This is a genomic window from Psychrobacter sp. M4 (assembly GCF_055699795.1).
In genome coordinates this window covers 1,627,212-1,651,567 of sequence record NZ_CM146740.1, presented here as the reverse complement: position 1 = coordinate 1,651,567, position 24,356 = coordinate 1,627,212, and the positions used below count along the sequence as shown (strand labels likewise).

At 41.7% G+C, this 24,356-nt stretch carries 15 protein-coding genes; 11 read left to right on the top strand and 4 right to left on the bottom strand.

Features of this window, described 5'->3' with window-relative positions; genetic code table 11:
• Positions 1-41 precede the first annotated feature (41 nt).
• Positions 42-7,139: a SpvB/TcaC N-terminal domain-containing protein gene (locus ACR63N_RS06850; RefSeq protein WP_472782652.1), complete on the bottom strand. Its 7,098-nt coding sequence runs from the start codon at positions 7,137-7,139 to the stop codon at positions 42-44.
• Positions 7,140-7,753: 614 nt separating this feature from the next.
• On the opposite strand from ACR63N_RS06850, the gene ACR63N_RS06845 reads away from it, so the two are divergent.
• From ACR63N_RS06845 to ACR63N_RS06810, 8 genes are all read left to right on the top strand, one after another.
• Positions 7,754-8,746 carry a phosphotransferase family protein gene (locus ACR63N_RS06845; RefSeq protein ID WP_472782651.1) on the top strand — a complete coding sequence of 331 codons (993 nt, stop codon included), beginning with the start codon at positions 7,754-7,756 and terminating at the stop codon, positions 8,744-8,746.
• A complete protein-coding gene (locus ACR63N_RS06840) occupies positions 8,743-9,084 on the top strand; it encodes a hypothetical protein (protein ID WP_472782650.1) in 342 nt (113 codons plus the stop codon). Before ACR63N_RS06845 ends, ACR63N_RS06840 begins: the two co-directional genes overlap by 4 nt.
• Positions 9,077-9,787 (top strand): histidine phosphatase family protein, encoded by a 711-nt coding sequence (locus ACR63N_RS06835; protein ID WP_472782649.1) that lies wholly within the window; start codon positions 9,077-9,079, stop codon positions 9,785-9,787. Before ACR63N_RS06840 ends, ACR63N_RS06835 begins: the two co-directional genes overlap by 8 nt.
• A gap of 4 nt (positions 9,788-9,791) precedes the next feature.
• The gene (locus tag ACR63N_RS06830) at positions 9,792-10,952 is read left to right on the top strand and encodes an acyl-CoA dehydrogenase family protein (protein WP_472782648.1); all 1,161 of its coding nucleotides are present in this window, start codon (positions 9,792-9,794) and stop codon (positions 10,950-10,952) included.
• Positions 10,953-10,962: 10 nt separating this feature from the next.
• Positions 10,963-11,730 carry an SDR family NAD(P)-dependent oxidoreductase gene (locus ACR63N_RS06825; protein ID WP_472782647.1) on the top strand — a complete coding sequence of 256 codons (768 nt, stop codon included), beginning with the start codon at positions 10,963-10,965 and terminating at the stop codon, positions 11,728-11,730.
• Between the two features lie 23 nt (positions 11,731-11,753).
• Positions 11,754-13,658 carry a sigma 54-interacting transcriptional regulator gene (locus ACR63N_RS06820; RefSeq protein WP_472782646.1) on the top strand — a complete coding sequence of 635 codons (1,905 nt, stop codon included), beginning with the start codon at positions 11,754-11,756 and terminating at the stop codon, positions 13,656-13,658.
• Positions 13,659-13,773: 115 nt separating this feature from the next.
• Entirely contained in the window at positions 13,774-15,405 is a 1,632-nt protein-coding gene (locus tag ACR63N_RS06815) for an AMP-binding protein (protein ID WP_472782645.1), read from the top strand.
• Between the two features lie 152 nt (positions 15,406-15,557).
• Positions 15,558-16,898, top strand: coding sequence for a short-chain fatty acid transporter (locus ACR63N_RS06810; RefSeq protein ID WP_472782644.1), 1,341 nt, complete (start codon positions 15,558-15,560; stop codon positions 16,896-16,898).
• A 200-nt stretch (positions 16,899-17,098) separates the two neighbouring features.
• On the opposite strand, the gene ACR63N_RS06805 is transcribed toward ACR63N_RS06810, so the two are convergent.
• Both ACR63N_RS06805 and ACR63N_RS06800 read right to left on the bottom strand, forming a co-directional pair.
• Positions 17,099-18,238 carry a M14 family metallopeptidase gene (locus tag ACR63N_RS06805; protein WP_472782643.1) on the bottom strand — a complete coding sequence of 380 codons (1,140 nt, stop codon included), beginning with the start codon at positions 18,236-18,238 and terminating at the stop codon, positions 17,099-17,101.
• Between the two features lie 114 nt (positions 18,239-18,352).
• On the bottom strand, positions 18,353-19,759 hold the full coding sequence (locus tag ACR63N_RS06800; RefSeq protein WP_367111797.1) for an aminotransferase-like domain-containing protein: 1,407 nt from the start codon (positions 19,757-19,759) through the stop codon (positions 18,353-18,355).
• A gap of 194 nt (positions 19,760-19,953) precedes the next feature.
• On the opposite strand from ACR63N_RS06800, the gene ACR63N_RS06795 reads away from it, so the two are divergent.
• The gene (locus ACR63N_RS06795) at positions 19,954-20,628 is read left to right on the top strand and encodes a LysE family translocator (protein WP_472782642.1); all 675 of its coding nucleotides are present in this window, start codon (positions 19,954-19,956) and stop codon (positions 20,626-20,628) included.
• A 67-nt stretch (positions 20,629-20,695) separates the two neighbouring features.
• Positions 20,696-21,664, top strand: a complete 969-nt coding sequence (locus ACR63N_RS06790) for an EamA family transporter (RefSeq protein WP_367103221.1) — start codon at positions 20,696-20,698, stop codon at positions 21,662-21,664.
• A gap of 42 nt (positions 21,665-21,706) precedes the next feature.
• Here the strand turns inward: ACR63N_RS06790 and ACR63N_RS06785 are convergent, their stop codons facing one another.
• Positions 21,707-22,108, bottom strand: a complete 402-nt coding sequence (locus ACR63N_RS06785) for a DUF6559 family protein (protein WP_367108753.1) — start codon at positions 22,106-22,108, stop codon at positions 21,707-21,709.
• Between the two features lie 710 nt (positions 22,109-22,818).
• Here ACR63N_RS06785 and ACR63N_RS06780 point away from each other — a divergent pair.
• Entirely contained in the window at positions 22,819-24,288 is a 1,470-nt protein-coding gene (locus ACR63N_RS06780; protein WP_472782641.1) for an aldehyde dehydrogenase family protein, read from the top strand.
• Positions 24,289-24,356: the final 68 nt, after the last annotated feature.

The window sequence follows — 24,356 nt, the reverse complement described above, 5'->3', positions numbered from 1 at the left end:
GACTTCCATTGCTTCTTGTTTATTATCAATTATGATTTTTACTACTGTGCTGGCATTGGAGGAAGCATCATTGTTTTATTTTCAGCATCACTTTTGAGGTCTTCTGTAGTTATAGGAGTCTTAAATTTATCTTTAACCCTTACTGAAGTTATTTTATTTTTAGCACGTTCATCATTTTTATTTACTGCTTTTTTATCAATAGTTAATATTTGTTTAATCCCTCCATCATCCTCTATTGTTAACTTAACATTGACCTTATACCCTTCTACCTCAACACCATTTGCTCCAAAAAATTTTCCAATAGCATAAAGAAACTTTCCTTTGGTTATTTTCCCAGTCTCGCAAGAATGAACGTTTATCTTTGATTTTTTGTCAATTTTTTTTGATAAATCTCTTTTCGTCTTTGATGATAGTTTGTTGTGATATATTGCTTCCAATTTTTCACCTGTGAGTTGTAATTTGTTCACACTATCTTGATTCTGGCTACTGTCAAACTCTATTCCATCTCCGAACCCATGTGCATAAACTAATATTTCTCCCACTTTATCATTTTTGTCCAGATTATTTAGTATCTCCTTAGGTACATCATCAAAACTATCAACTTCTATAACTATATGACTTTTAACCTCAGCTTTAATTTTATCAACATCTTTATCTTTTTCATGAATAACTAAAAAGTTCTTCCTTTCATTATTTTTTTTTGATGATTTTTCATCTTGCATTCCGTTTTCATCAACACGTCCAGTAGGATTACAACTTGCATAAGAAAACAGATTAACCCCACCCTCAATCCCAATAGGATCACAAGAAATCCACTTGACGGTTAAAATTGAATAATACCTTGCACTATGATAATTTAAGCCACTCTCCTCATCCCGCTCTTTACCTGTAAACCGATAGCGTTTCCTAGCAAAACTCCCAAAGCTCGTTTCTCCATAAGGATAATGCTCTTCCCTATTCATGAGTCCTCCAGCATCATCCAGTACTAGATTACTACTTCCCAAATGATCGCCAAGATGAAATTGCACGGCTGGCCCAGCGTCGTTTTGATGTGCATCACCTCTCCTTACCAATGCAATCCGCTGTTGATTATCCATGACATGCAAGACATTATTCTCTTTTGGGCTAGCGCCTGAATTATCCCAGCGAAAATGCTCAAACAGCTCACCGATGTATACTCGGCTTTCCCATCCCCCACCTTGTTTGCGTACCAGTTTCATCACACGCAGCCCTGAAGCATCATATAAATACTGGGCATAAACGCTAGGTTCACTATTGCCTGTTTGGGTTCTAAACACTATCAGCTGATCACTATGATTCCATTCAAAATGACGAGCTAATCCTTCGCTTATCATATTGCCATTATCATCATAAACATAAGAAAATTCCGTTCCGCTAAAACTAACTTGCTCAAGTCGGTTATTATTCGCTTCAACAGTAAAGTCTCTGTTGCTAACTACATTTCCTCTATTAGTGACATGAGTATGCTTAAGCAATTGCATATTGCCCATTTTGTCATACTGATAGCTTTGGGTATAAGCACGCGTCTTTGTAACGTCATTATGGTGGGGTAATTCAGGGCCATCTGGGGTAGATAATGACCTGTCACTTTCTCTACCCGTCGCAGAGGTTAGTCTTGATAATGGATCATATTGAAAGAGTCTATCGAGCTCGTCGATGTTTAGTGCTGGATTATGTACGCCACATTCAGGTGAGCGATCTGCTATTTTTAGAATATTGCCATTGAGGTCATATTGGTAAGCAAAGTCTTGTAGCACTTTACCTGTTGGTTTATAGGCTGAGGAGTTTGATGCATGAATATTTACATCGAAGTGCTCTGTGCGTAAACGATTTAAGCGAAAAGTATTATCATCATAGCTATAGCGGGTTAGAGCGCCATTACCATAGGCAATCAAAATTCTCTGCCCTTTGGCATTGTAGGCAATGCGTTCTACATAAGTCCCATTATCTAGCGCCACACTTTCTAGGGCGCCTGAGCGATTGTAATATGGGATTAGTTTGGCGCGTTTGCCTGTCACATCTTCTGGATAGACAATCTCTGTTGCACGGTTGAGCGCATCAAAACGTGAGCTACTGGTGTATTGAAAGGGGTTTAATAGACTGTTTGTGTGATCCTCTTCACTAATGCCTGCTGGTGCTTGCCAATTTACCTGAAAGGGCTTTATGTCCCAGTTATTATTGGCAGCGTTATCATAAGGGCTTAGCAGATGCTGTTCAGCAATGACTTGTCGGGTGTTATCTAGCGGATTACCTTTAAAGTCAAAACCTGACGTACTCACGCTACCGGCTTCATCATAGTGTTTGGTTAATTGCCCTAAAGTATTACTTATCTTAGCGACATCAAAATCAGCTACGTTATCATCCCCATAGTGAGTACGCTGGCGCAGGGTAATATCTCCTTGCTCGGTATTACGCGCCCAGAAGTATTTCGGACGCAGCAGCAGATCGTAACTTTGTAAGACCAGTGCGCCTTTGCTATCTCTACGTTCAACTTCTTGCCCTACGGCGTCGGTGATTATTTGACGTATTCCCGCATCGATACTGTCGATACGCAGCGGCGACGATTCTGGTATCAGTGAATAGCTGTATTTGAATGCAATACGACCCAATGCATCGGTCACTTCCAGTAGATTGCCCAGAATATCGTAACGCGATTTTGTAACTATCCAATCAACTGGGTCATTACTACTTTTTAATCGTTCTACTACTTTGATGGTTCTGCCTAAGGCATCTCGTTCAATATGTGCTGGCGTATCCCAGTGGTTTTGATAGTTCTGACTTTCGTTAAAATGGGTTCGCCCTGCATTATCATTGGCATAATAAGTATAAGCTTGCCAAGGGCTGGGAATGAAGTCTTCCGGACTGTCTAATCGTTTAGGGATACCGTAAATCACTCGTTGTTCTGAGCCATTTGGATTGAGGGTGCGAATCACTTGACCTCTAGGGTCATAGAACATTTTGGCGGCTTTGCCGTGTTTGTCATTTTGAGCTTGATGCTCGTTTCTATCTAAATAATCCCAACCTACATGATAAAAAGGTTCGTATTGCTCTACTACACTGCCTTTATTATTAAAGGTTTGCCAGCCACTAACAATGACATTAGGTTGTGATTTGGCTCTATTTACTGTGCCCGTTACTATCTGCTTTGTTATTTGTTCATCGGATTGATTGGCAGGTAATCCGCTATGACCGAAATTATTATCGCCAAAACGAGTTTCGGCCGCTTGTACACGTGTTTGTATCTGTCTACCAAAACCATCACTATACTCACGTATTTGTATAAAGCGTTCGGGGTATTTATCTTCTTCGTTATCGAAAAAATCAGTGATTTCTGATTCTGTCATTTCTGCTAGATTTGCTGCCGCTCTTTTGTCGTTCTCTTCATCAATTAACTGCCATGCATGTTCAGTCCGCTGCAGGGTGTGCACATACACTGGCTGGGGGTTTTGTCCCTGTTTTTGACTATCAACAAAAGCATTAAAATCATATCGATACCGTATGCTAGGTTGTTCTACTCGGTCGCCGATATTTTCCCCTGCTTTAGCGTTAACTTGTATGCTTTGTAACATTCCCAACGGTGAATAGCTTGCTTGGCTTTGATTACCATTGACATCAATCATTAAGGCAATTTGCAAAATACGGTAATCATACTCCGCCTGAATAGTAAGTCCTCTAGGGTTAATTGCCTTGATAGGAAGAAAGTCATATTGATCATATTCAATATACGATTCACTCCCAAAAGGATTAATACTAGTGGTCACCATGCCACGGGCGTTTATTTCTTGACGCTGCCCAGCTGCGTAGTAACCATGGGTATAGGGTGGCGTTAATCCATCGGCAAAGCCATATGCAAGCGGTGTAATAGCTAGGTCTGGACGTGTCACATCACGAGAGCTATCCACAGGTAGGCTATCGATAAATGGTTGCGGATATTCACTAGACCAATTGGGCTGTCCATTTTTGGCAAAAACATCGGGTATCTGATTATTATAAATATGATTAAGAATCTCTTGCGTTAACACCAAGGATTCACTACGTGAAAGGACGCCATGTTCACCGATCTCCCCCAATGCCAAGCCAGTATATTTATTACCATCATAAAAGTTAAGAGAATGGCCGATTAGCTGTTTATTAATTTGTTCGTTTTCAACGGCTTGTTTGATCTGGAGAAGGGTCTGCGGCTTTGGTATTATTAACTCATAACGTTTAGATTCAGCGAGTCGGTCTACGATATAAACATGCTCGTCATCACGTTGTGCAAAAGAGCTTTGAGCAAAGGTAGCAAGGTAATTTTCTGTCTGACTGAACTTATCTATCCAGCCTTTTGGACAGGCAACTTGCCAGCTTCTTTGCGGTTGACCATAATCATCGTAATTGCTAGTGAAACTAAACTGGGTCATCGGCTCATTACCGCGTTCCCACTGTGTGGTTCGACTGGCTACAGAGAAAGGAAAATATATGCTTTGTCTATTGGACTCAACTTGGGTAGGAACCGCTATTTCTTTAAGCTCAAAGGCAGATTCTGAAACGGTGTAAGGAATGGCCTCTCTTACGCTGCCATCCAGTGCATAAATCTCTGAGCGCAGTAAAGTCCCTCTCAGGGTGCGTATGGCATCACGTCTGTCTTGCAGTTGTAACGTTTTTAAAAAGCTTTTTTGATCGTATAGTCCGTCTAGTTGCCCAGGATCTCCTGCCCAATATTCGTGTCTAAAATCAGAGCTACTCCAGTGTCCCTCTTTTTTACGCACAGGGCCTTGGTGAAACCAGCTACGTATTTCTGTGGGTGCTGAAAAATAGCTGTAATCAATATCAAGAAAAGCTAATTCACTGTCGCTTGTGTATTTGTGATAATTATCAAAACTTTCGGTATCCCGTTGGTCAACACGCCCAAAGCCACGGAACTCTCTCTCTTTACCATCCCAATATCCATGATGATAACTGTATTCAGTGGTCAGTTTACCTTGGGAGATAAGATCAATTGATTCTACCTTACTCACCACCTGAACAGGGAACGGTAAGGTGCTTTGCCAACGGGTATTAGAGCTTTTTTCATCTGCAAGATAGAATCGAATAGAAGACTCATAGTACACACGGGTTAAGGCACCGAGCCGATTATCCATCTCATTGAGTAGATAAGGCTTTACACCGCCCGTGAAGTCAAGAAAATAATAATGATGGCGTGCTCCGCTTTTGTTATCTGTCCACAATAGCCCGCTCACACCACTCCCATACAAATCAACTAATCTAATTGCTGCAGGATTAGTGACAGGTGGCGTGCCATTAATGACTATTGGTTCACTCCAACCTTTTCCCGCCTGATTAAGCCAAAGTGTTACTTTACTATGATCTATATAAATTAGATCTGCATTACCACTACCGTCAATGTCGCCAAGATAGAGTCGTTGCGAATCGTAACCATAGGGCAACCGAGGGCTGTTATGCATATGTACACGCCTGCCCCATTTCCCATAACCTTGGTATGGCCAGTATTCGATATTGCCATCATGAACCATCACAATATCGGTTAATCCATCACCAGACATATCAGCCCACTTAATGCGCGGGTCTGTGAAACTGACATTCGGGAAATATTTTAGCGCTTTGCGCGAAACTTGCTGAGTGCTTGACCAGCCTTTATCAGAATCGTTATAGAACAGCTCAAAACGACTGCCGCTTCGCAGGGCATCGGTAATGCCATCGCCATTCAGGTCAATCAGTTTTACTTGCGGATCTTGTAAGCTAAAAGAAGGGGCTGTGCGATAGGGTTGGAACGAGCGACGATCCCATAATGCACCGGCTTCACTAGAGAAATAGCCATTCATTCGGTTATTACAGACCATCAAATCAGGTCTACCGTCACCATTAGCATCCAACACCTGAACACCCGCAGTAGAAAGGCTTAGGGCGGTAGGGGCTTCTTTCATTTGGCGTGGCATATCAAAGTTGCCATTGCCTAGATTACGCCAATAACGGATTACCCCTTTTGTTTCAAGTATATCCGGTAAGCCATTGCCAAACAGATCGATCAACTCTAGATCAGGATCAGTCAAAGACTGTGTGGGAAGGTTCTTGCTATCTAACGGACTAAACTTGCGCTGTTCAGGATCAAAAGTGCTGTAACTAAATTGAGGTGCAGGTAAGGTTTCTGTTTTACCATTGTCATGACCTACGACTTCGATTTGATGAAGGTAAGAAAGACCATTTTGAGGTGATTTTATATTTAAGACTTGTCGTTGTTCTAAACTTAACTGATCTATGTACTTGAGATGGTAACTTCGGGTGAGTTGGCTTGTTGTGAGCTTATCTTGAGGTAGGGCATCGGGATTGCTGTAAATTTCTATCGAAGAGCAGCGTTTAGCGGTGCGAACCTCAAAGCCTGCCCGGTGGTCTGATAAGGGATAAATGCTTTTTTGTTCTGGCAAATCTTCATAATTGAAACGAATGGTTAGGAGAAATGCTGGATTGTTATCATTAAGGTCTTCCCCATAATTTAGGTAAAGAATCTCATGTAAGTAGCTTTGAGTATAGTCTTCATCAGAGTCATCAAAATACTTATAGCGTATTTGATTACCAAATGTGTCTTCAGTCTTGGCTAACTTCCATATAAAGACATTATCGTTATTTTTTGGATCTGCAATAGTCGCGGCATCAGATTTTCTAGATTTTTGATTTCCGTAATAACTGGTTAACCCTTCTTTACTTCGTACTTGCCAGTAATCATTGTTAGCATCTAAATGTCTAAATATTTTGGCGAATAGCCCTTCAGTACGAGGTCTATATTGAGTAATGCCCTTATCTTTTTGAATGGCAACAAGGTCTTCAGCACCTGAGAGAATGAAAGTATCTTCACCCAAATAACGAGGAATCCCTTTGCTCGTTTTTCTACTAACACCTGGAATAGTAAGCTGCCATCCTAAGCCAAAGGGACTGATACCATCATTACCAGTGCTGTAAACTAGGCTTAGCTGAGGCCGAAAACCATTTCGGCCCGGAGGAACGTCGATGGGTACTGAGAAGTTACCCGTTCCGGTAAAAAGATCTGGTGAGAAGGTCTCCCCTAAGCCAGCTATAGCGCCTCCACCTTTTGGCAACGATATGTTTGAACTTATATCAGACATTATTAACTCCCCACTAAATCAGAGATTAATCTATCTTATATGTCCAATATACCTTATTTACTGTTGCTTATGTAACAATTTAGCATAACTACTTATTTACTGTATCTTTAAGCTATTCTAACTGTCCAAATATAACTAACTACTACAAGCGAAACATTCTTAATCACAGTATACTCGTACCAACATTAATGCCTAATACCTTGTGGTTATAGTTGCACAGTTTTGATAAAGACTTCACAAAATGAAATTTAATTCATCGCTTCACTATCTAGATAAGAGTATGACACTCCATATAAGTGACTCCCTATTGCCTCCTGCACAATACGTTATAAGAAATGGATTAGCACTCTGAACCTATTTTGCAGAAAGTGGAAAGTGGAAAGTGGAAAGTGGCCAATATTACAGCACACACATAATAACTGCACATTCAAAATCGAATCATTAGATTTCAATCAAAATCGTTATCATGGTAAGTCATTTCTAAAATTCATATATGAATAGCTTGATTTCAGTTTTGAAACATTAATAAAACCTAAGTCATTGATTTATATGGATAATAATACTGGCATGCAACTTGCTGAACAATAAATAGTCGATTTAATACAAGGATAGTTATGGACACTTATAGGATCAATCAATTAAAAGCACTCCTTGAACAGCAGCTGAACTTAAAGGTAACGGACCGCTTAAAAGTTGTAAAAATGAGTGGTGGCGCTATCCAAGAAAACTGGCTGATTCAAGATGACAGCTTTGCATTGGTTTTACGAAAAAACTCAGAAGCCAGTGTTTCGGTCAGCTCTGACCGTGAACAGGAGTATCGACTACTTTTACGTTTACACCAATTAGGAATTAAGGTTCCTGAACCCATCTATTTTGACAAAGCCCCAAATTTTTTGAATAGTGACTTTTTTATTATGCAAAAAGTCAATGGCACAGCTGAAGGTCATAAATTGGTTCGTCTGGCTGATGTCAACATCCGCAAAAATATCACACAAGATATTGGTAGGTCTCTAGCCTCTATTCATAAAGTATCATCTGATGATGAATTAACGGCGTTTTTACCCAAACCCAACCAAGACAATTATCTTGCAGATAAAATTCAGTCTTTCAAAGAACATCTGGATTCGCTACAAGCGACTAACCCGATTTTAGAATATGCAATTGGTTGGATGGCCGATAACTTACCTAGCATTGATGAGCTAGTACTGGTACATGGAGATTTCCGTACTGGCAATATCATGATTGAAAACGACCGCGTTTCAGGCATTCTTGATTGGGAATTTACTCAATGGGGTGATCGCCGTGAAGACATTGGCTGGTTTACGGCCAAGTGCTGGCGTTTTGGTCAAGATAAAAATGTCGCTGGTGGCATCGGCTCTTATGAAGACTTTGCACAAGCCTATACAGATGTTTGTGATGCCCATGTGCCAGAAGCTGAGTTGACGTTTTGGCATGTATTGTCTCACGTGCGCTGGGCTATTATCGCTATACAGCAGTCAAAACGTAATGATGATATGGAAATACCTTCTTTGGAGCTCGCATTAACTGAGTTTATGGTGCCTAAGCTAGAAAAAAACATATTAGATATTTTGGGGAGTGAAGTATGAAACAGCAAACGTTCATTGACTTAATCGAAACCAGTCAAACGCTTATCAAAAACGAGCTCTTGCCTAAAGCTAGCAATAAATACAACTTATTAATGCTTATGAAAAGCTTTGAGTTACTCAAAAATTATATTGTAGAACAAGAACACTATGCTGAAAACGTCAATAAGATATTGCAACCTGCATTGGATATGCCCGTTGTGGACGACCAAAAAGCCTTAGCATTATTAAGCCAAAACATTCGAGAGGGTAAGCAAATCCCTAACCTCTTTTCTATTTTGGAGTCGTTAAATGATGAGGCGTTAAAAATCACTGACCCTAAGGCGGCAAAGCATGACTGATTTTTGGCTACGTATCTTCTTAATACGACATGGACATGTGGCTTATTTCGATGAAGATAACAAGCCTGTAAATCCAAAATATGCTCAATTGTCGCTACAGGGTATTGAGCAAATCAGATTGCTTGCTGACAACTTAAAAGACACCTCTTTTGATAGGGTTTATTCATCTACCATGCCCCGCTCTATCCAAACGGCAGAGATATTGACTCAGTACCATTCTTCAAAACAGGTATTGACCGTAGATGCTATTAGAGAAATCAAATCAGGAAGACTCAGAGATTTGACTGAAGATAAGTCTGCAACAGAATTAAAAGAAGCGTATTTACTACAAACCAATCAGCTTGAGCACTTTTTACAAGGTGAAAAATGGCAGGATTTTAGTCATCGAGTACTTGGTTGGTTTGAGAAGGTTATCTTGTCCGCACCCAAGCAGCAAAATATCTTGATATCGTCTCACGATGCCGTCAACCGAGTGATAATAAACTGGATGTACGACCAGCCTTTAGCAGACATTTATACCCAAGAGCAAGATTATGGGTGTTTAAATATTTTAGACATCCATGTTAAAAACAATCAACTTCTTCACAAACGCATAAAACTTCAAAACTTCACTATTTATAATCCGCTTAAAAATGGATTATTCAATAGTGCCATGGACGATGTTTATAACATGTATGTCGATAACAACGGATTTAAGGAATAAAGATATGATTACATTATCAGACGATTTATTAGCGTTACAACAACAAGTAAAAGATTTCATTGCCAAAGAGATCATTCCTTTTGAGCGTGATCCTAGGCAAGATAGCCATGGTCCAAGTAATGAGCTGCGTGACGATCTTGTTAGCCGTGCTAAATCTGCAAAACTGCTCACACCGCATGCCAGTACCCAGATGGGCGGCTTGGGTTGGTCACATATGCAAAAGGCCATTGCGTTTGAACAAGCGGGCTACTCTTCCTTGGGCCCTATCGCCATGAATATTCATGCCCCAGACGAAGGTAACATTCATCTATTGGACCTAGTCGCCAATGACGCGCAAAAAGAGCGCTGGTTACGAGACATGGTGAATGGCAAGACTCGTTCTTGTTTTGCCATGACAGAGCCTAGTCCAGGTGCAGGTTCAGACCCTTCTATGCTGCAAACTACCGCGGTGTTAGACGGTGATGACTACATCATCAATGGGCGTAAATGGTACATTACCGGTGCTGATGGTGCTGCATTTGCTATTATTATGGCAAAAATGGAAGATGGCAGTGCGTCTATGTTTTTGACAGATACCGACGTATCAGGATTTATTTTAGAAAGAAACATGAATGCCATGGATTCTTGTTTTGCAGGCGGTCACGGTGTCTTAACGTTTGACAACTTACGAATTCCAAAAGAAAACGTGCTGGGCGAGATAGGTAAAGGCTTTAAATATGCGCAAGTTCGATTAGCGCCTGCACGCCTCACCCATTGTATGCGCTGGCTTGGACAAGCGCAGCGCGCTCACGATATAGCCACGCAATATGCCAGAGAGCGTCAGTCTTTTGGGAAGAGACTGGGCGATCATCAAGGCGTTGGTTTTATGCTAGCAGACAATGAGATGGATTTGTTGAACACTAGATTAGCGGTCCATTATTGTGCTCAAGTATTAGACGCCGGGGAACGGGGTAACTATGAGTCAAGCTTAGTGAAAGTTATCAGCTCTGAAGGTATTTGGCGCGTTATTGATAGAAGTGCCCAGATTCTTGGCGGACAAGCGATGACAGATGAGTCTATCGTCTGCAAAATCTTTCAAGATGCGCGTGGATTTAGAATCTATGATGGCGCAAACGAAGTGCATAGAATGAGTGTTGCCAGAAAACTACTAGGGAAAAAGGACTAAGGAGATCATAATGAGTTTATTTGATGTTAATAATAAAAATGTTCTTATTACAGGCGCTTCTGGCGGCTTAGGAAAACATATTGCTACCTTGTTTGCTCAAAAAGGTGCAAATGTTATTATCTGTGCCAGAAGTGCTGACAAATTAGAACATCTCAAAGCAAGCCTTGAGCAAGACTTTGCTATCAATGTTCATAGCTTCGTACTAGATGTCAATGACCGTCAGGCATTTAAACAAATGATAAACTCATTAGAAGGCAGTGGCATCAGTGTAGATGTACTTATTAATAATGCAGGCGTCAGTGATACCAAAAGCTTTTTGAATTATGATGATGACGATTGGGATAAAATTGTTAATACGAATCTAAAAGCCCCATGGCAGTGCTCACAAGAAATTGCTCAGCACATGATTAGCTCAGATAATAAAGGAAGTATCATCAACGTTACGTCTATTTTGTCCGAGTCGGTCAACTTGGGCGTTAGTCCGTACTGTACGTCTAAAGCTGGCTTGCGTCATCTAACACAAGTTATGGCCGTTGAGCTGGCTCGATTTGGTATTAATGTCAATGCCGTTGCTCCTGGATACATGATTACTGATATCAATAAAGAATACCTAACTAGCGATTTGGGGCAACAGCTACTAAAACGCATTCCAAGCCGTAAATTTGTTGATTTTGAAGAATTAGACGGTGTGCTATTATTGCTTGCTTCACAAGCAGGTAAAGGCATCACTGGCGTAGAGATTAAGGTAGATGGTGGGCATAGCTGCACCCCTATATAAAATGACTTTATAAGGTTTAAAGAATGTCCGATAACAAACCCATTAATATTTTAGTTACTTATATTCATACCCCAAATATTAATGGGATTCGCTCTTTGGTCGAACAAGCAATATCAGAAATTGATTCACAGCATATCGGTTTTGTTGAATGTCATATTTCTGATGTTGAAGCCGTAGCGCAGCAACTGACTGTCAATGGTTGCCAGATTATTTTGTGTACAGGCGCGACGGCCAGTTATCTACAGAAAATATTAAGTATTGAGATTCAGGTCATCAGAACAGGTATGTTTGATGTTATCCAGGCCATCTCTAATTTAAAGCAATACAAACGTATTGCTTTACTTGGAAAATCTACTACCACAGTCAGTCTCGAGAATTATTCAGAGATATTTTTATTAGATATTGAACAGTTCACGTATGACTCTTACGCTGATGCTAAAAGAACGATTCAACAGATTAAAAGTGAGAAATTTGATGCGGTTATTGGCTCGCCTATTTCAGTAGAGTTGGCAGTTAATGAAGGTCTAGTCGGACAATTGACTATGACGGTTGCATCACTTAAAGATTTACTCACAAATGCCTTGCGAAGTTTAGAGAAAATAAGGAGAGAACAATCTACAATTATTCGCCTTACTGAAATCTTTAACCACTTGAACGAAGGCGTTTGTTTTATTACTAAAAATAAAACAATCTCTTTTATAAACACCTCAATGGCGCAGTTACTCAAAAAGTCGCCCTCTGACGTATTAAATAAGTCTACTGCAGATATCTTTGGTAATTTAGACTTGGATATGAGGCACCAAAATCCACGCCAATTACTTGATATAGAAAACGACCAATTAGCGGTTCATATCTTAGAGATGAACAATGATTATATTAATGGCTATATTTTAAGCGCCCAAGAGCTCAATGCATTAGAGTATTCTAGCAGCGAATTTAGAAAAGTATCTTCTAGAGATTTTAATACCCGTTACCAATTTGACCAACTCTCTACTCGAAATGCCATTTTTAAGACCACTTTAAGCTTAGCAAAAGCTTATGCCAAGACTGACAGTACCGTCCTTATTACGGGTGAGAGCGGAACAGGTAAAGAGGTCTTAGCGCAAAGTATTCATAATTATAGTAGCCGTAGCAAAGCGCCCTTTGTTGCTATCAACTGCGCCTCTTTTCCAGAGAGTTTGTTGGAAAGTGAGTTATTTGGTTACGCTGAAGGTGCATTTACTGGTGCCAAAAAAAATGGACGTATTGGACTGATCGAATCTGCGCATAATGGCACGTTGTTTTTAGATGAGATTGGTGACATGCCTCTACATTTACAGACAAGGTTTTTAAGAGTACTACAAGAAAGACAAATTACTCGCCTAGGGTCAACGGTTAGCCATCATCTTAATATTCGTGTTATTGCCGCCACACATGCTGACTTAGAGGGTTTGGTCGCCAATGACAAATTTAGGGCGGATTTGTACTATCGACTCAATATTCTTCGGTTATCAATACCACCTTTGAGAAACCGACCAGAAGACATACTGACGTTAGCTGACACCTTCTTAAAAAAGTATAAAAAATCGATCAAAGACTTACCAGATACCCTGCCCCACTTGTTAAAAAAGTATAATTGGCCCGGCAATATCCGTGAGTTAGAAAATATTATAGAAAGGATACAGGTACTATTTTATTTTGATAAAAGCCATACTCAACCAAGTTTTTTATCTCTGCATTTGCCGGAACTTTTTTCATCTACTCAAAAAGTAGACCATACTTCTGTGTTAAAAGAAGCCAAGATAAATCAAGAGTCGCTACTAATAGAGCAGACGCTCCAAGAGGTTGACGGCAATTTAGAATTGGCTGCCAAAAATTTAGGCATTAGCCGTACAACGCTATGGCGTAAAATGAAAGTCATGGAGAGTAAAGTTTCAAATTTGAAATGATTTTTCAAAATAAAAACAATTCAAGTTTTCTAAGTATCTGATATTTATAATAAATTTATTTGGCATTATAGTTGCATTATCATTATTACTAACCATCTTAACTAAGGACGGGAAGATGATTAACGGAATGATGATGCACTGTAATTTAAATATTACTTCTATCATGCAACACGCTTTGGCACTTTATGCTGAGCAGAAAATCGTTACTCTCAAATCAGATGGTATGACTACGCATGAGTATACCTATAAAGATGCCTTTGCTCGTGCTGCGCAGTTTGCCAATAGCTTAGACCGACTGCAAGTTAGTAAGGATGCTAAAGTCGGCACAATAGCTTGGAACACCTATCAGCATTTTGAGCTTCATTATGCCATTCCTTGTTCACAGCGTATCTATCACACTATCAATCCCAAGTTACCACATGAGCAATTGCTACAAATTATCGCATCTGCACAAAACGAAGTCATTATTGTGGAGCAAGATTGTTTGCACATTGTCGAGGCTCTTTATGAACACCTTCAGCCCTTTGTCAAACATGTGATTGTACTCGGCGATACAGATAAAACGTTAAAATCGCCTCTTGAATTTATGTTCTATGAAGAACTTATTGCTATAGAATCTACAACTTATGATTGGCCTGATATTCCGGAACAAACGGCAAGTGGTCTTTGTTATACATCAGGTACGACAGGTACTCCAAAAGGTGTATTGTATTCCCATCGTAGTACGGTTTTACATGCGCTAACTTTAAGTATGGCTACTGTAGTGGGATTAGACGAAAACAGCTGCATTATGCCGCTTGTGCCCTTGTATCACATCAGTGCTTGGGGCATACCTTTCAATGCTGTGCTATGTGGTGCAAAAATTGTATGGCCCAACTCATTTGCTGGCCAAATTGAAAAAGTCTATCAATTGATTCAAACCGAGTCGGTAGATGTCTCTATGGCAGTGCCTACGATTTGGACAGCGCTCAAAAACCATCTTCAAGAAAACAACATCACTGAAACTACCTTAAAACGAGCAATCTCGGGTGGTTCTGCGGCCTCTTATTCTCTCATTGAAAGTCTAAGCCGTTATGGCATAGCACTTGAAAATGCGTGGGGTATGACTGAAACCAGCTCTTTAGGTACCTGTAATCGAATAAATAATTTAACAAACCTACCAAAAACCCAAGTGCTCAAATGTGGTAGGCCCATCTTTGGTATGCAAATGAGGCTAAAAGGCAAAAACGATGAACTTCTTCCTCATAACGGTATATCTGAAGGCACGTTAGAAATTAGAGGACATAATGTTGCCAGAGACTATAACAACAATAGTGACAACCAAACGACTAATAATATAACTGATAACTCAAAGGTTTGGTTTGATACAGGAGATATAGCAACGATTGATGCACGTGGCTACCTGAACATTACTGACCGTGCAAAAGACATGATTAAGACTGGTGGTGAATGGGTCAGTAGTGTCGAAATTGAAAATGCCATGTTGGGTCATGAGAAAGTGGTCGAAGCTGCAGTCATTGCTGCGAATCACCCAAAATGGGGAGAAAGACCTCTACTAATTTTAGTAGCGAAACCTACCACCCATATCGAACATGTAGAAATAGAAACATATTTAGCTCATAAGTTACATAAGTGGTCGATCCCCTCTGCGACTATTTTAATCAGTGAAATGCCTTATACAGGTACAGGAAAAATTAGTAAAAAAACTTTAAGAGAAAAATACTACAATTATTTTATGAAAAACTAATAAAAACAGTATATCAAAAGGAGTTTGATATAAACGTAAGACAACCGATCAAAGAGAGGTTGAATAGAACACTCGACTTATCACTTAGATAAGTTTCGCCCTTTATAACTCAAAGTATCAAAGTCGCTATCAATACCACAAGGATGTTTGCTATGTTAGCTGTGATAACCAATGCCAGTGTAAAACTGGTCAATCGTTACCTGCCCTCGTCGTTCGTTTTTTCCATTATTCTTACTCTTATTGCCTTTGCAGCCGGTCTTATCTTAACCGGTCAAGACATATTAGCCATGGCAGGCCATTGGGGCAATGGTCTATGGTCATTACATGGTTTTGCCATGCAGATGGCGCTGATCTTAATCACCGGCTATGCCCTCGCCAATGCTCCCTTTATTCAGCGTTTTTTGGACGCGATGGCAAGCAGAATACATTCGCCAAAAGCCGCTATTATCATCGTCACGCTAGTTGCTATGGCAGGCGCTTTGATTAACTGGGGTTTTGGTTTGGTCATTAGCGCGGTCTTTGCCCGATCGCTTGCCAAAAAAGTCACAAGCGTTGATTATCCCTTACTGGTCGCTGCGGCTTATTCTGGATTTTTGGTTTGGCATTCAGGACTATCAGGGTCAATCCCACTAGCCTTAAGTAGTGGTGGCGATACCCTACAACAGCTGTCAGGTAACGTACTAACAGAAGCCATTCCTCTATCACAAACTATATTTGCGCCTTACAACTTAGCTATCTTAGTCACCTTGATTGTTGTTATACCTGTACTGAATAGCTTTATGCATCCCAAAAATCCAACGCTGGTCGATCCCAGTATTCTTAAAGGTAAGGTCTACCAAGCGCCCGAACATGATACACCCGCAAAAAAACTGGATGACAGTCGTCTTGTGGCCCTTGTCTTAATAGTACTTGCTGTCATGTATTATGTGAATGAATTTACGAATAATGGCTTTAGCTTAGGGTTTAATATCGTCATTGGTCTATTCTTGTTTATGGGCCTGCTAGCACATGGTACGCTTGAGCGCTACTACTTGGCCGTAAACTCAGGTATCAGTAGCATCACTGGCATTGTACTCCTATACCCCTTCTATGGTGGCATTATGGGTATCATGACAGGGGCAAATCTCAATGGGGTCTCTATTAGTACTGAGGTTACTGAGTTTTTTATTAATAATGCCTCAGCAGACAGCTTTCCTGTGTTTGCGTTTTTAAGCGCCGGTATTGTCAATGTTTTTGTGCCCTCAGGTGGTGGACAGTTCGCTGTGCAGGGACCGGTTATGATACCGGCTGGGACAGCGCTTGGGGTGAGTCCTAGCGTGACGGCTATGGCCATTGCATGGGGCGATGCTTGGACGAATATGATACAGCCGTTTTGGGCGCTGCCATTGTTAGGGATTGCCGGTCTTGATGCTAGAGCCATTATGGGCTACTGCTTGATTGTATTGGCGGTATCAGGTGTCATCATCATGGGCGGGCTTTTGTTCTTGGTCTAAAAAGACACGAGTTAGCTTACGCTTACAATGACTACTAAAACTCACGCTATAGTGAGTTCAGTATAAAAAGACACCACATTAAATGCGGTGTCTTTTTTCATTTCGTTACTTACTAAAACTTTGCTAATTAGCCGTCCTATACAGTTATTAGAATCTTTCTACGACCTCAAACCTATGCTTGCAAAACTAATTTATAATAATTAACGCAAATCATCAACGACCGCCGACATAGCAATCAGCGACGCCTCCCCTAACTTAATAGAACGTTCTGGTGACCAACCTGTATCTGCGTCGGGTACATTATCGTTGTCTTTAAATGGCATCTCTAAGGTATTGGCAAGACAGTCAAATCGCTCCGCTACCCAGTTGGTTGCCAAAGTCATATTTGCCTCACCTGGCGCATCAATATCATAGCCATATTCGGACTGAAAGTCGGCACTGGCCAACTTTAACACCTCTGAGAATCTATCACGCAAGCTTGCGAGGCGCTCGTTGTAACTTGGCACGCCTTGAGAGCCGGCAAGAAACACGTAAGGCAATGCTTCATCGCCGTGCACGTCATAAAATAGATCCACACCTGTCGCCTCCATTTTATTGATTACATGAAATACCTCAGGGCTTTTCTCCAAACTTGAATCTGACCATGCTCGGTTTAAATTTGTGCCAGCTGCGTTGGTACGCAGATGTCCACGTACGCTGCCGTCGGGATTCATGTTGGGCACAATATAAAAATTTGCTTTGTCTAATAGCAACTTGGCATTCGCATTATCTTCATCCAATAAGCTATATAGTAGGCCCTCAACCAACCATTCTGCCATCGTCTCACCCGGATGCTGACGCGCAGTAATCCAAATGTTGCGTTTATTTACCTCATTACTGCTATCTTCATTACCGATTTTAACCAACGTTAAGTCGCGCTTATCAAGCGTTTCACCTAAATGCTCTAGTGTCACTAATGGATGCACTTGCACGGCAGCTAGTAGATCTTGATGACGCTCATAGCTATAAGGAGCGAAATAAGCAATTTGAATGGTGTCACACTCCAAATCAGCCACCATGGTTAACTTGCCGTCTTTATAAGTGGTAGGCAGACGGAACCAATACTCCCGATCGTAGGAAGCCACTGCTTGGTAGTTCTCCCAGCCTTTAAGGTAGGATGCCTCCCCTGCATTGACAATATTGAGGGTATACTGCTCACCGATCACGCCTGATAAACGAAAGTTAAACCACTGAAAAAACTCATCACCGACATCCGGACGAATAGCCAGTTGAATATCGTTTTTATTCTCTAGGCTTATGATGTCGATGTTACCAGCATCGAAATTAGCTGTAATATGCATAATTTTTCCTTAATTAATAATTAGTTTTTTAGGGTTTTAAATAGTAGCAGGTATAGCTATTAACCTCTATTTTTGCACATATAATATTTATTACTGATAATAAATGAAACACACTTATATATTTCTGCCCAAATACCTCCCCAACCACCCCAAAAACTCATCGCTCGTCGTCGATACATTAAGACGTAGATGCGTTGAAGCGCTGACATCTGGATAAAACAATTGCCCCGGCGCAACCAACCACCCCTCTTTATAAGCATCTAGCGCCAGCTGACTGGTGTCCTGTCCTGTATCTACCCAAACGAACAGTCCTGCCTGCGTATGCTCAGGATAACTAAGTCCTATCTTTGGTAGCGCGTCCCGCATGCTTTCGTGCGCGTCATATAGACGCTGGTGCACCTTTTTAATTTGCCGCCGATATTCGCCATGCGTCCATAAATGATGAATAACGCGCTCCCCAAACTCCGGCGTATTCAAATTAGTCAAGGTTTTAATACGCAATACGTCATCGATATAGTTATCCGGGCAAACCAGCATACCGACACGCCAGCCGGACGCCATCGACTTTGAAAATCCAGTCGCATAAAACACCCGCTCGAACTGGTCGAGAGTCGCGTAACGTAGCACTTGCCCTCCCGGCACAAAGGCGGCGTATAAATCATCTTCAAAAATATAAGCGTCGTACTCATGGATAAGATTAATGACTTGGTGCGCGCGGGCAGGATGCAAGTTATAAGAGGTCGGATTATGCAATACGCTATTAGTCAAATAAAGCTTGGGACGATGGGCAGCAAAGAGCTTTTGCATGTGCCGGGTATTAGGCCCTTGATGGTCACGCTCAACAGAGACGACGTTTAGGCCTTGTTGTTGCAGGCAGCTTGATAGCCAATACCAGCCTGGCCCGTCAACGACTACCGTATCACCAGCTTGAGTAAGCAATTGTGCGACCATAGTTACGGCTTGCGACACGCCAGCGGTAGTCACAATATTATCAGTATGGGTCTGCATACCAAGCGTATGCAGATGCTGAACCAGCTGTTGACGTAGCGGCAAATAGCCTTGCACATCGCCATAATCATAGACAAAACTATCGGCTTGCTGGGTGACTTGCCGTATCGCCCATTCCATCTTGTCGTTACGCACCCAGTCTCTGGGCAAAGTGCCAACCCCCGGCGAGCGCTGATGCGGAATATCACTAAAGACTTGCTGCACCAGCCAGCGCGTATCTATCACAGGGTACTTAACGACTGCTTTTTTATCATTATTTGGCTGAGCTAATTTCGCCTGCACATTGACATAGTAGCCTGAGCTGGGCCTCGCGATTAATACATTAGTCGCCACCAGTTGCTCATAAGCTTGTACCACCGTAAAGCTTGAGATATTAAGCAGCTTTGCCAACTTTCGTACCGAAGGCACGCGCTGATTGGGTAGGTAGATTTGCCAATCAATACGCTGCTGAAGCCATTCTGCGACGGCAGCGGTCTTGGTTAAATTGGGATTGAGGGTATAGGTTTCGACCATAACGCCTGCGCTGTCTTTGAGAATTAATGAGTGGATAAATAAACTGTAACGTTAAAAGCAACTATACACTTTGTTCCCCATTCGTGAAACTGTAGCGGGTCTGTTATGGGTAATTAAACTATAGTTGGTCTTGTCGATTACATTTAGCAATCACGTTTAGCATCCATATTTAACCTTGTAAAATGAGACAGCAAATGAGTATAACCGCGAGCTTTACCGGCAGTATAACGGCATTAGCGGTATTTATGTTCGTTAACTCCATAACACCAGGTCCCAATAATTTGATGTTACTACACGGCAGCATTAAACGCGGATTTTGGGCGTGCCGGTTTCATATGCTCGGGATTTGTGTCGGCGTCACCGTTATGCTCTGGCTCAGCTATTGGGGCATGGCAGCGTTAGTCGTCAGCTTCCCGTCCATTATGCTGATTATAAAAATACTGGGCACGCTATATCTGTTATGGCTCACCTATCAGATGGCAAAAACTGACTTTGTCGCTATCATTAATGACGCTATAAAACATGAACAATACAAGCAAGCGAATGCAGCCGTTATCGAGGCCAAAAAACGCTTCGGTGAATTGCCGCTAAGCTTTGGGCAAGCGCTGCTGTTTCAATGGCTCAATCCTAAAGCATGGACAATGACGGTGGTCGCTCCAAGCCTAGCGATGTTTCATGCTGGCAGGCCATGGCTGGATAACTATTCCCTACTTGCCATGTGCGCCCTTATAAACATTTTATCCATCAGCTGCTGGGCGGTAGGAGGTCATTGGCTACGAAAACTGGTGCATCTGCCGCGAATGATGAAGGTGATTCATGCGGTCATTGTGCTGATGACACTGTACTGCGCCATAACGCTTTGGCTATAGATAAAAGCTAGCAAAAAAACTTAAGCATGACTAAAAATAACTAAAAACCATTATCTAGGATAATCCTATGACCCCAATCCACATTGCTTTAGCCGTATTGGTTGCCTTTATTTGGGGCGTGAATTTCACCTTTATTGCATGGGCGCTTGAGAGCTTTCCGCCCCTGATGCTGACCGCCATGCGTTTTTTCTTTACTGCCGTGCCGCTAGTTTTATTTCTTAAACCACCTACATTTAACCGTACGCTATTTATTTACGCCATCGGTACTTTTGTCTTGCAGTATGCCTTTGTATTTACCGCCATGCACTTGGGCGCGTCCGCAGGATTGACGGCGCTACTATTGCAAATGCAGATTTTTATCACTGTACTGTTAGCCTATGTTTTATTGGGCGAGACGGTAAGTCACAAGCAGATTATCGGTATGGTGATTGGCGTGCTAGGACTGGGGGTGATTGCGCTAAATCTCGGCGGTGATATGCCGTTGGTTGGCTTTATTTGTATCTTGATTGCCGCGATAGGCTGGAGCTTTGGCAACATTGCCTCAAAACAGGTCTCAAAACAGGTCTCAAAGCCATCCAATATAAACACCACGCAGCAGGACGCTGGTGCAACTCCTGTCTCGTCTGCTCATAGCAAGAATAAAACAGCAGCACTGTCGGCGCTAGCATTGGTGGTATGGGGCGGGCTAATCGCTTGTGTGATTTTGACGCTTTCTTCTTTGATATTTGAGACCGATGCTTGGCAGCTTACGACCTTTACTGAGGCATCCCTCAAGTCTTGTCTATCGCTTGGATTTATCGTTTACATCTCAACCTTGATTGGCTTTGGACTCTGGGCGCACTTGCTTGCGCAAAATACCGCTTCCAAGGTGATGCCCTTTGCCTTACTGGTGCCGATCTTTGGTATGGCGACCTCAGTGCTGCTCACAGGAGAGGTAGTAACGTGGTGGAAGCTGCTGGCAATGGTGCTTATCTTATCGGGACTGATATTAGCAAATGTGAAGATAGGATTTAGGAGAAAGGCTGTTCATACCTAATAACGAATAATTTTACTAGATCAGTATTGGCTGTAGGTAGCTTTAATCACCGCCGCCGCCATCAGAAGAACCACTATCAGAGGAACAACCAGAGGAGCTACTACTATTGCAAGCATCAGAGACACTATAGACATCTGCAACGCTAAAAGAGATGTAGCCACGAAAATGTAAACGGGCTATTTTGGCACGTATCTCATCATAAACCCATGGCGCGTCAGCGGTCTGATAATACCTCTCAAAAGCGTCTCTATCACAAAACATAGCGACGGCATAAGACTTGTAATCTTGCGGTAGTGTCGAGATCTCAATGCTTTTTATTACTTGTTCTGGCGTATACCTCTCAGATCGATCATAGTTTGCAGACAACATAGTAGGCAGTCTTACCATATAAGCGTGGATAGCACAGTCTTTTTTAAAATTGGCATAACTGGCAAAAAGCTTCATAGATTTGCCTTAATTATTAATATCTTATAGTTTTGACACTGCCTTTTATTCATGCTTGCCTTGCGACATGCATAGTCAAATCTTTCCCACGTCATTGGTGAGGATATCCTTAGTAGGTGATACTTACGTAATCAAATAATGCTTACGTGATTAATAGAAAAGGTCTAGGATTTGTTCCAGTACCACTTGGCAAAGAATATGCCAACTTTAATAAACGTATTTTCATCTGGTTTTAGCTACACGCAAGTTGTATTTACAAATAAAATTATTAAATTAAACTTAATAAAATTTTCTACGAGTTAACTAAAATTACAATAAATAAAAAGACTTTTCTCAGGTAGGAGTAAGATAATGAATCTTACATAAAAGCAGTACAACTTGTGATGGATAATTACAATAATAAAAAGTAGACCTTTTCTTTAGAAGAACAAGACAAGGAGGCAGAATGTGACAATGGCAGTTATTGGACTTGGCACTATCGGTCATAAAGTGTCACACCTGCTAATATAAGGCGCTGAGGACGTAGTAATCGCTACTTGCCACTTTGATGAGGCTAAAGACGCTTTAGTATAAACATTCACCAAAAGCAAAATCATAAAGGTTTCGCTTTTCCACTTTATCATAACAATGCCCTACTACTGTTGGAGCTTGGACTATCAATTCTAATTTATAGTGAGAATAAAGCTAGGGTAAATATAGGATTATTAATTATGACTACTAATAGCGATACAAACAACCACGCGAAACATTATATCAACGGCGAATGGATCGATAGTGGCGAAAAAAAAGAGACGATCAACCCTTCGACAGGGGAAGTTATAGGCACTTACGTTGAAGGTGGCAAGTCTGAGATGCAAGATGCTATCAAAGCGGCCAAAGATACCTTTAAAAATACTGATTGGAAGACCAATCGCGAACTACGCTACAAAGTATTGACTAAGCTTGCGGATGCCTTTGAAGCGCGCCAAGATGAGCTTGCCACTATGATCGCGACTGAAAACGGTAAATTGCTCGGTGAAGCGCAATTTGAAGCGTCTTTTGTTATGCCTAATATTCGTTTTGCAGCTTCCAAAATATACACTGAGTTTGGTCGTACGGCAGAATGGTCAGCGGGTAAATACTCAATTTTGATTAAAGAAGCGGTTGGTGTAGCCGGTATCAGTACTCCTTGGAACTCTCCTGCTGCGCTCCTGATACGCTCTTTAGCGCCTGCTTTAGCTGCTGGTTGTACTACTGTTCTTAAAATGCCTGGGCAAACGGCCTTGAGTAATACGCTTATCATGGAGATTATCGCCAGCGTAGAGGAGTTGCCCAAAGGCGTGGTCAATATGATCATAGGGGAGCGTGACGCACTCGAGACTCTAGTCGAGCATCCTGATGTGCCTACTATCAGCTTCACAGGTAGCACCTCAACAGGGCGCGCGCTGATGAAAGAAGGCGCAGATGAGCTCAAGCTATTTGGTTTAGAGCTTGGTGGTAAAACGCCGCATATCATCTTCCCAGATACTGATATCGATGCCTGTCTACCAGTGGTCGAAAAATCCTTGACCGTGTTTACAGGACAGTTTTGTATGACCGGTAGCCGTATCTTAGTGCATAAAGACATCGCTGATGAAGTACGCGACAAGCTATCAAAACGTCTTGAGAATGTCAAAGTTGGTAACGCTCTGGATAGCAATAACGATATGGGTGCAATGATTGACCAAAGCAACGTCGAGCGCGTGGACAAAATGGTGCAAGACGCTATTAATAAAGGTGCAAAAGTATTGGTGCGTGGTGGTCCAATAAATGAGGGCGAGCAATTCAAAGGCGCGTTTTATCAGCCAACCTTACTGGAAGTTGATGACAGTCAAGCCGATATCGTGCAACAAGAAGTGTTCGGTCCGGTGCTAGCGCTGCAAGTTTTTGAGACCGAACGCGAAGCGATTGAGATGGCGAATGCTACCGAATACGGCTTATCGGCTTGCGTGTGGACGCAAGATCTAGATCGTTCATTCCGTGTTGCTCGTGAAGTTGAAGCAGGTACCATTTGGTTTAACGATTGGGCGGTGATGCGTGACGAGTTTGAAGAAGGCGGCTACAAGCAAAGCGGTGTTGGTCGTTTGCGTGGTCAATCAACACTTGAGGACTTTATTGAGGTCAAGCACATCGTTCTACAGCCTGGAGTGGTTGGCAAATAGATACTTAGCTACTCTATAAGTTAGAGCTGTCTTAGATAAAAAACGAAACTATCTGACACAGCTTTTCT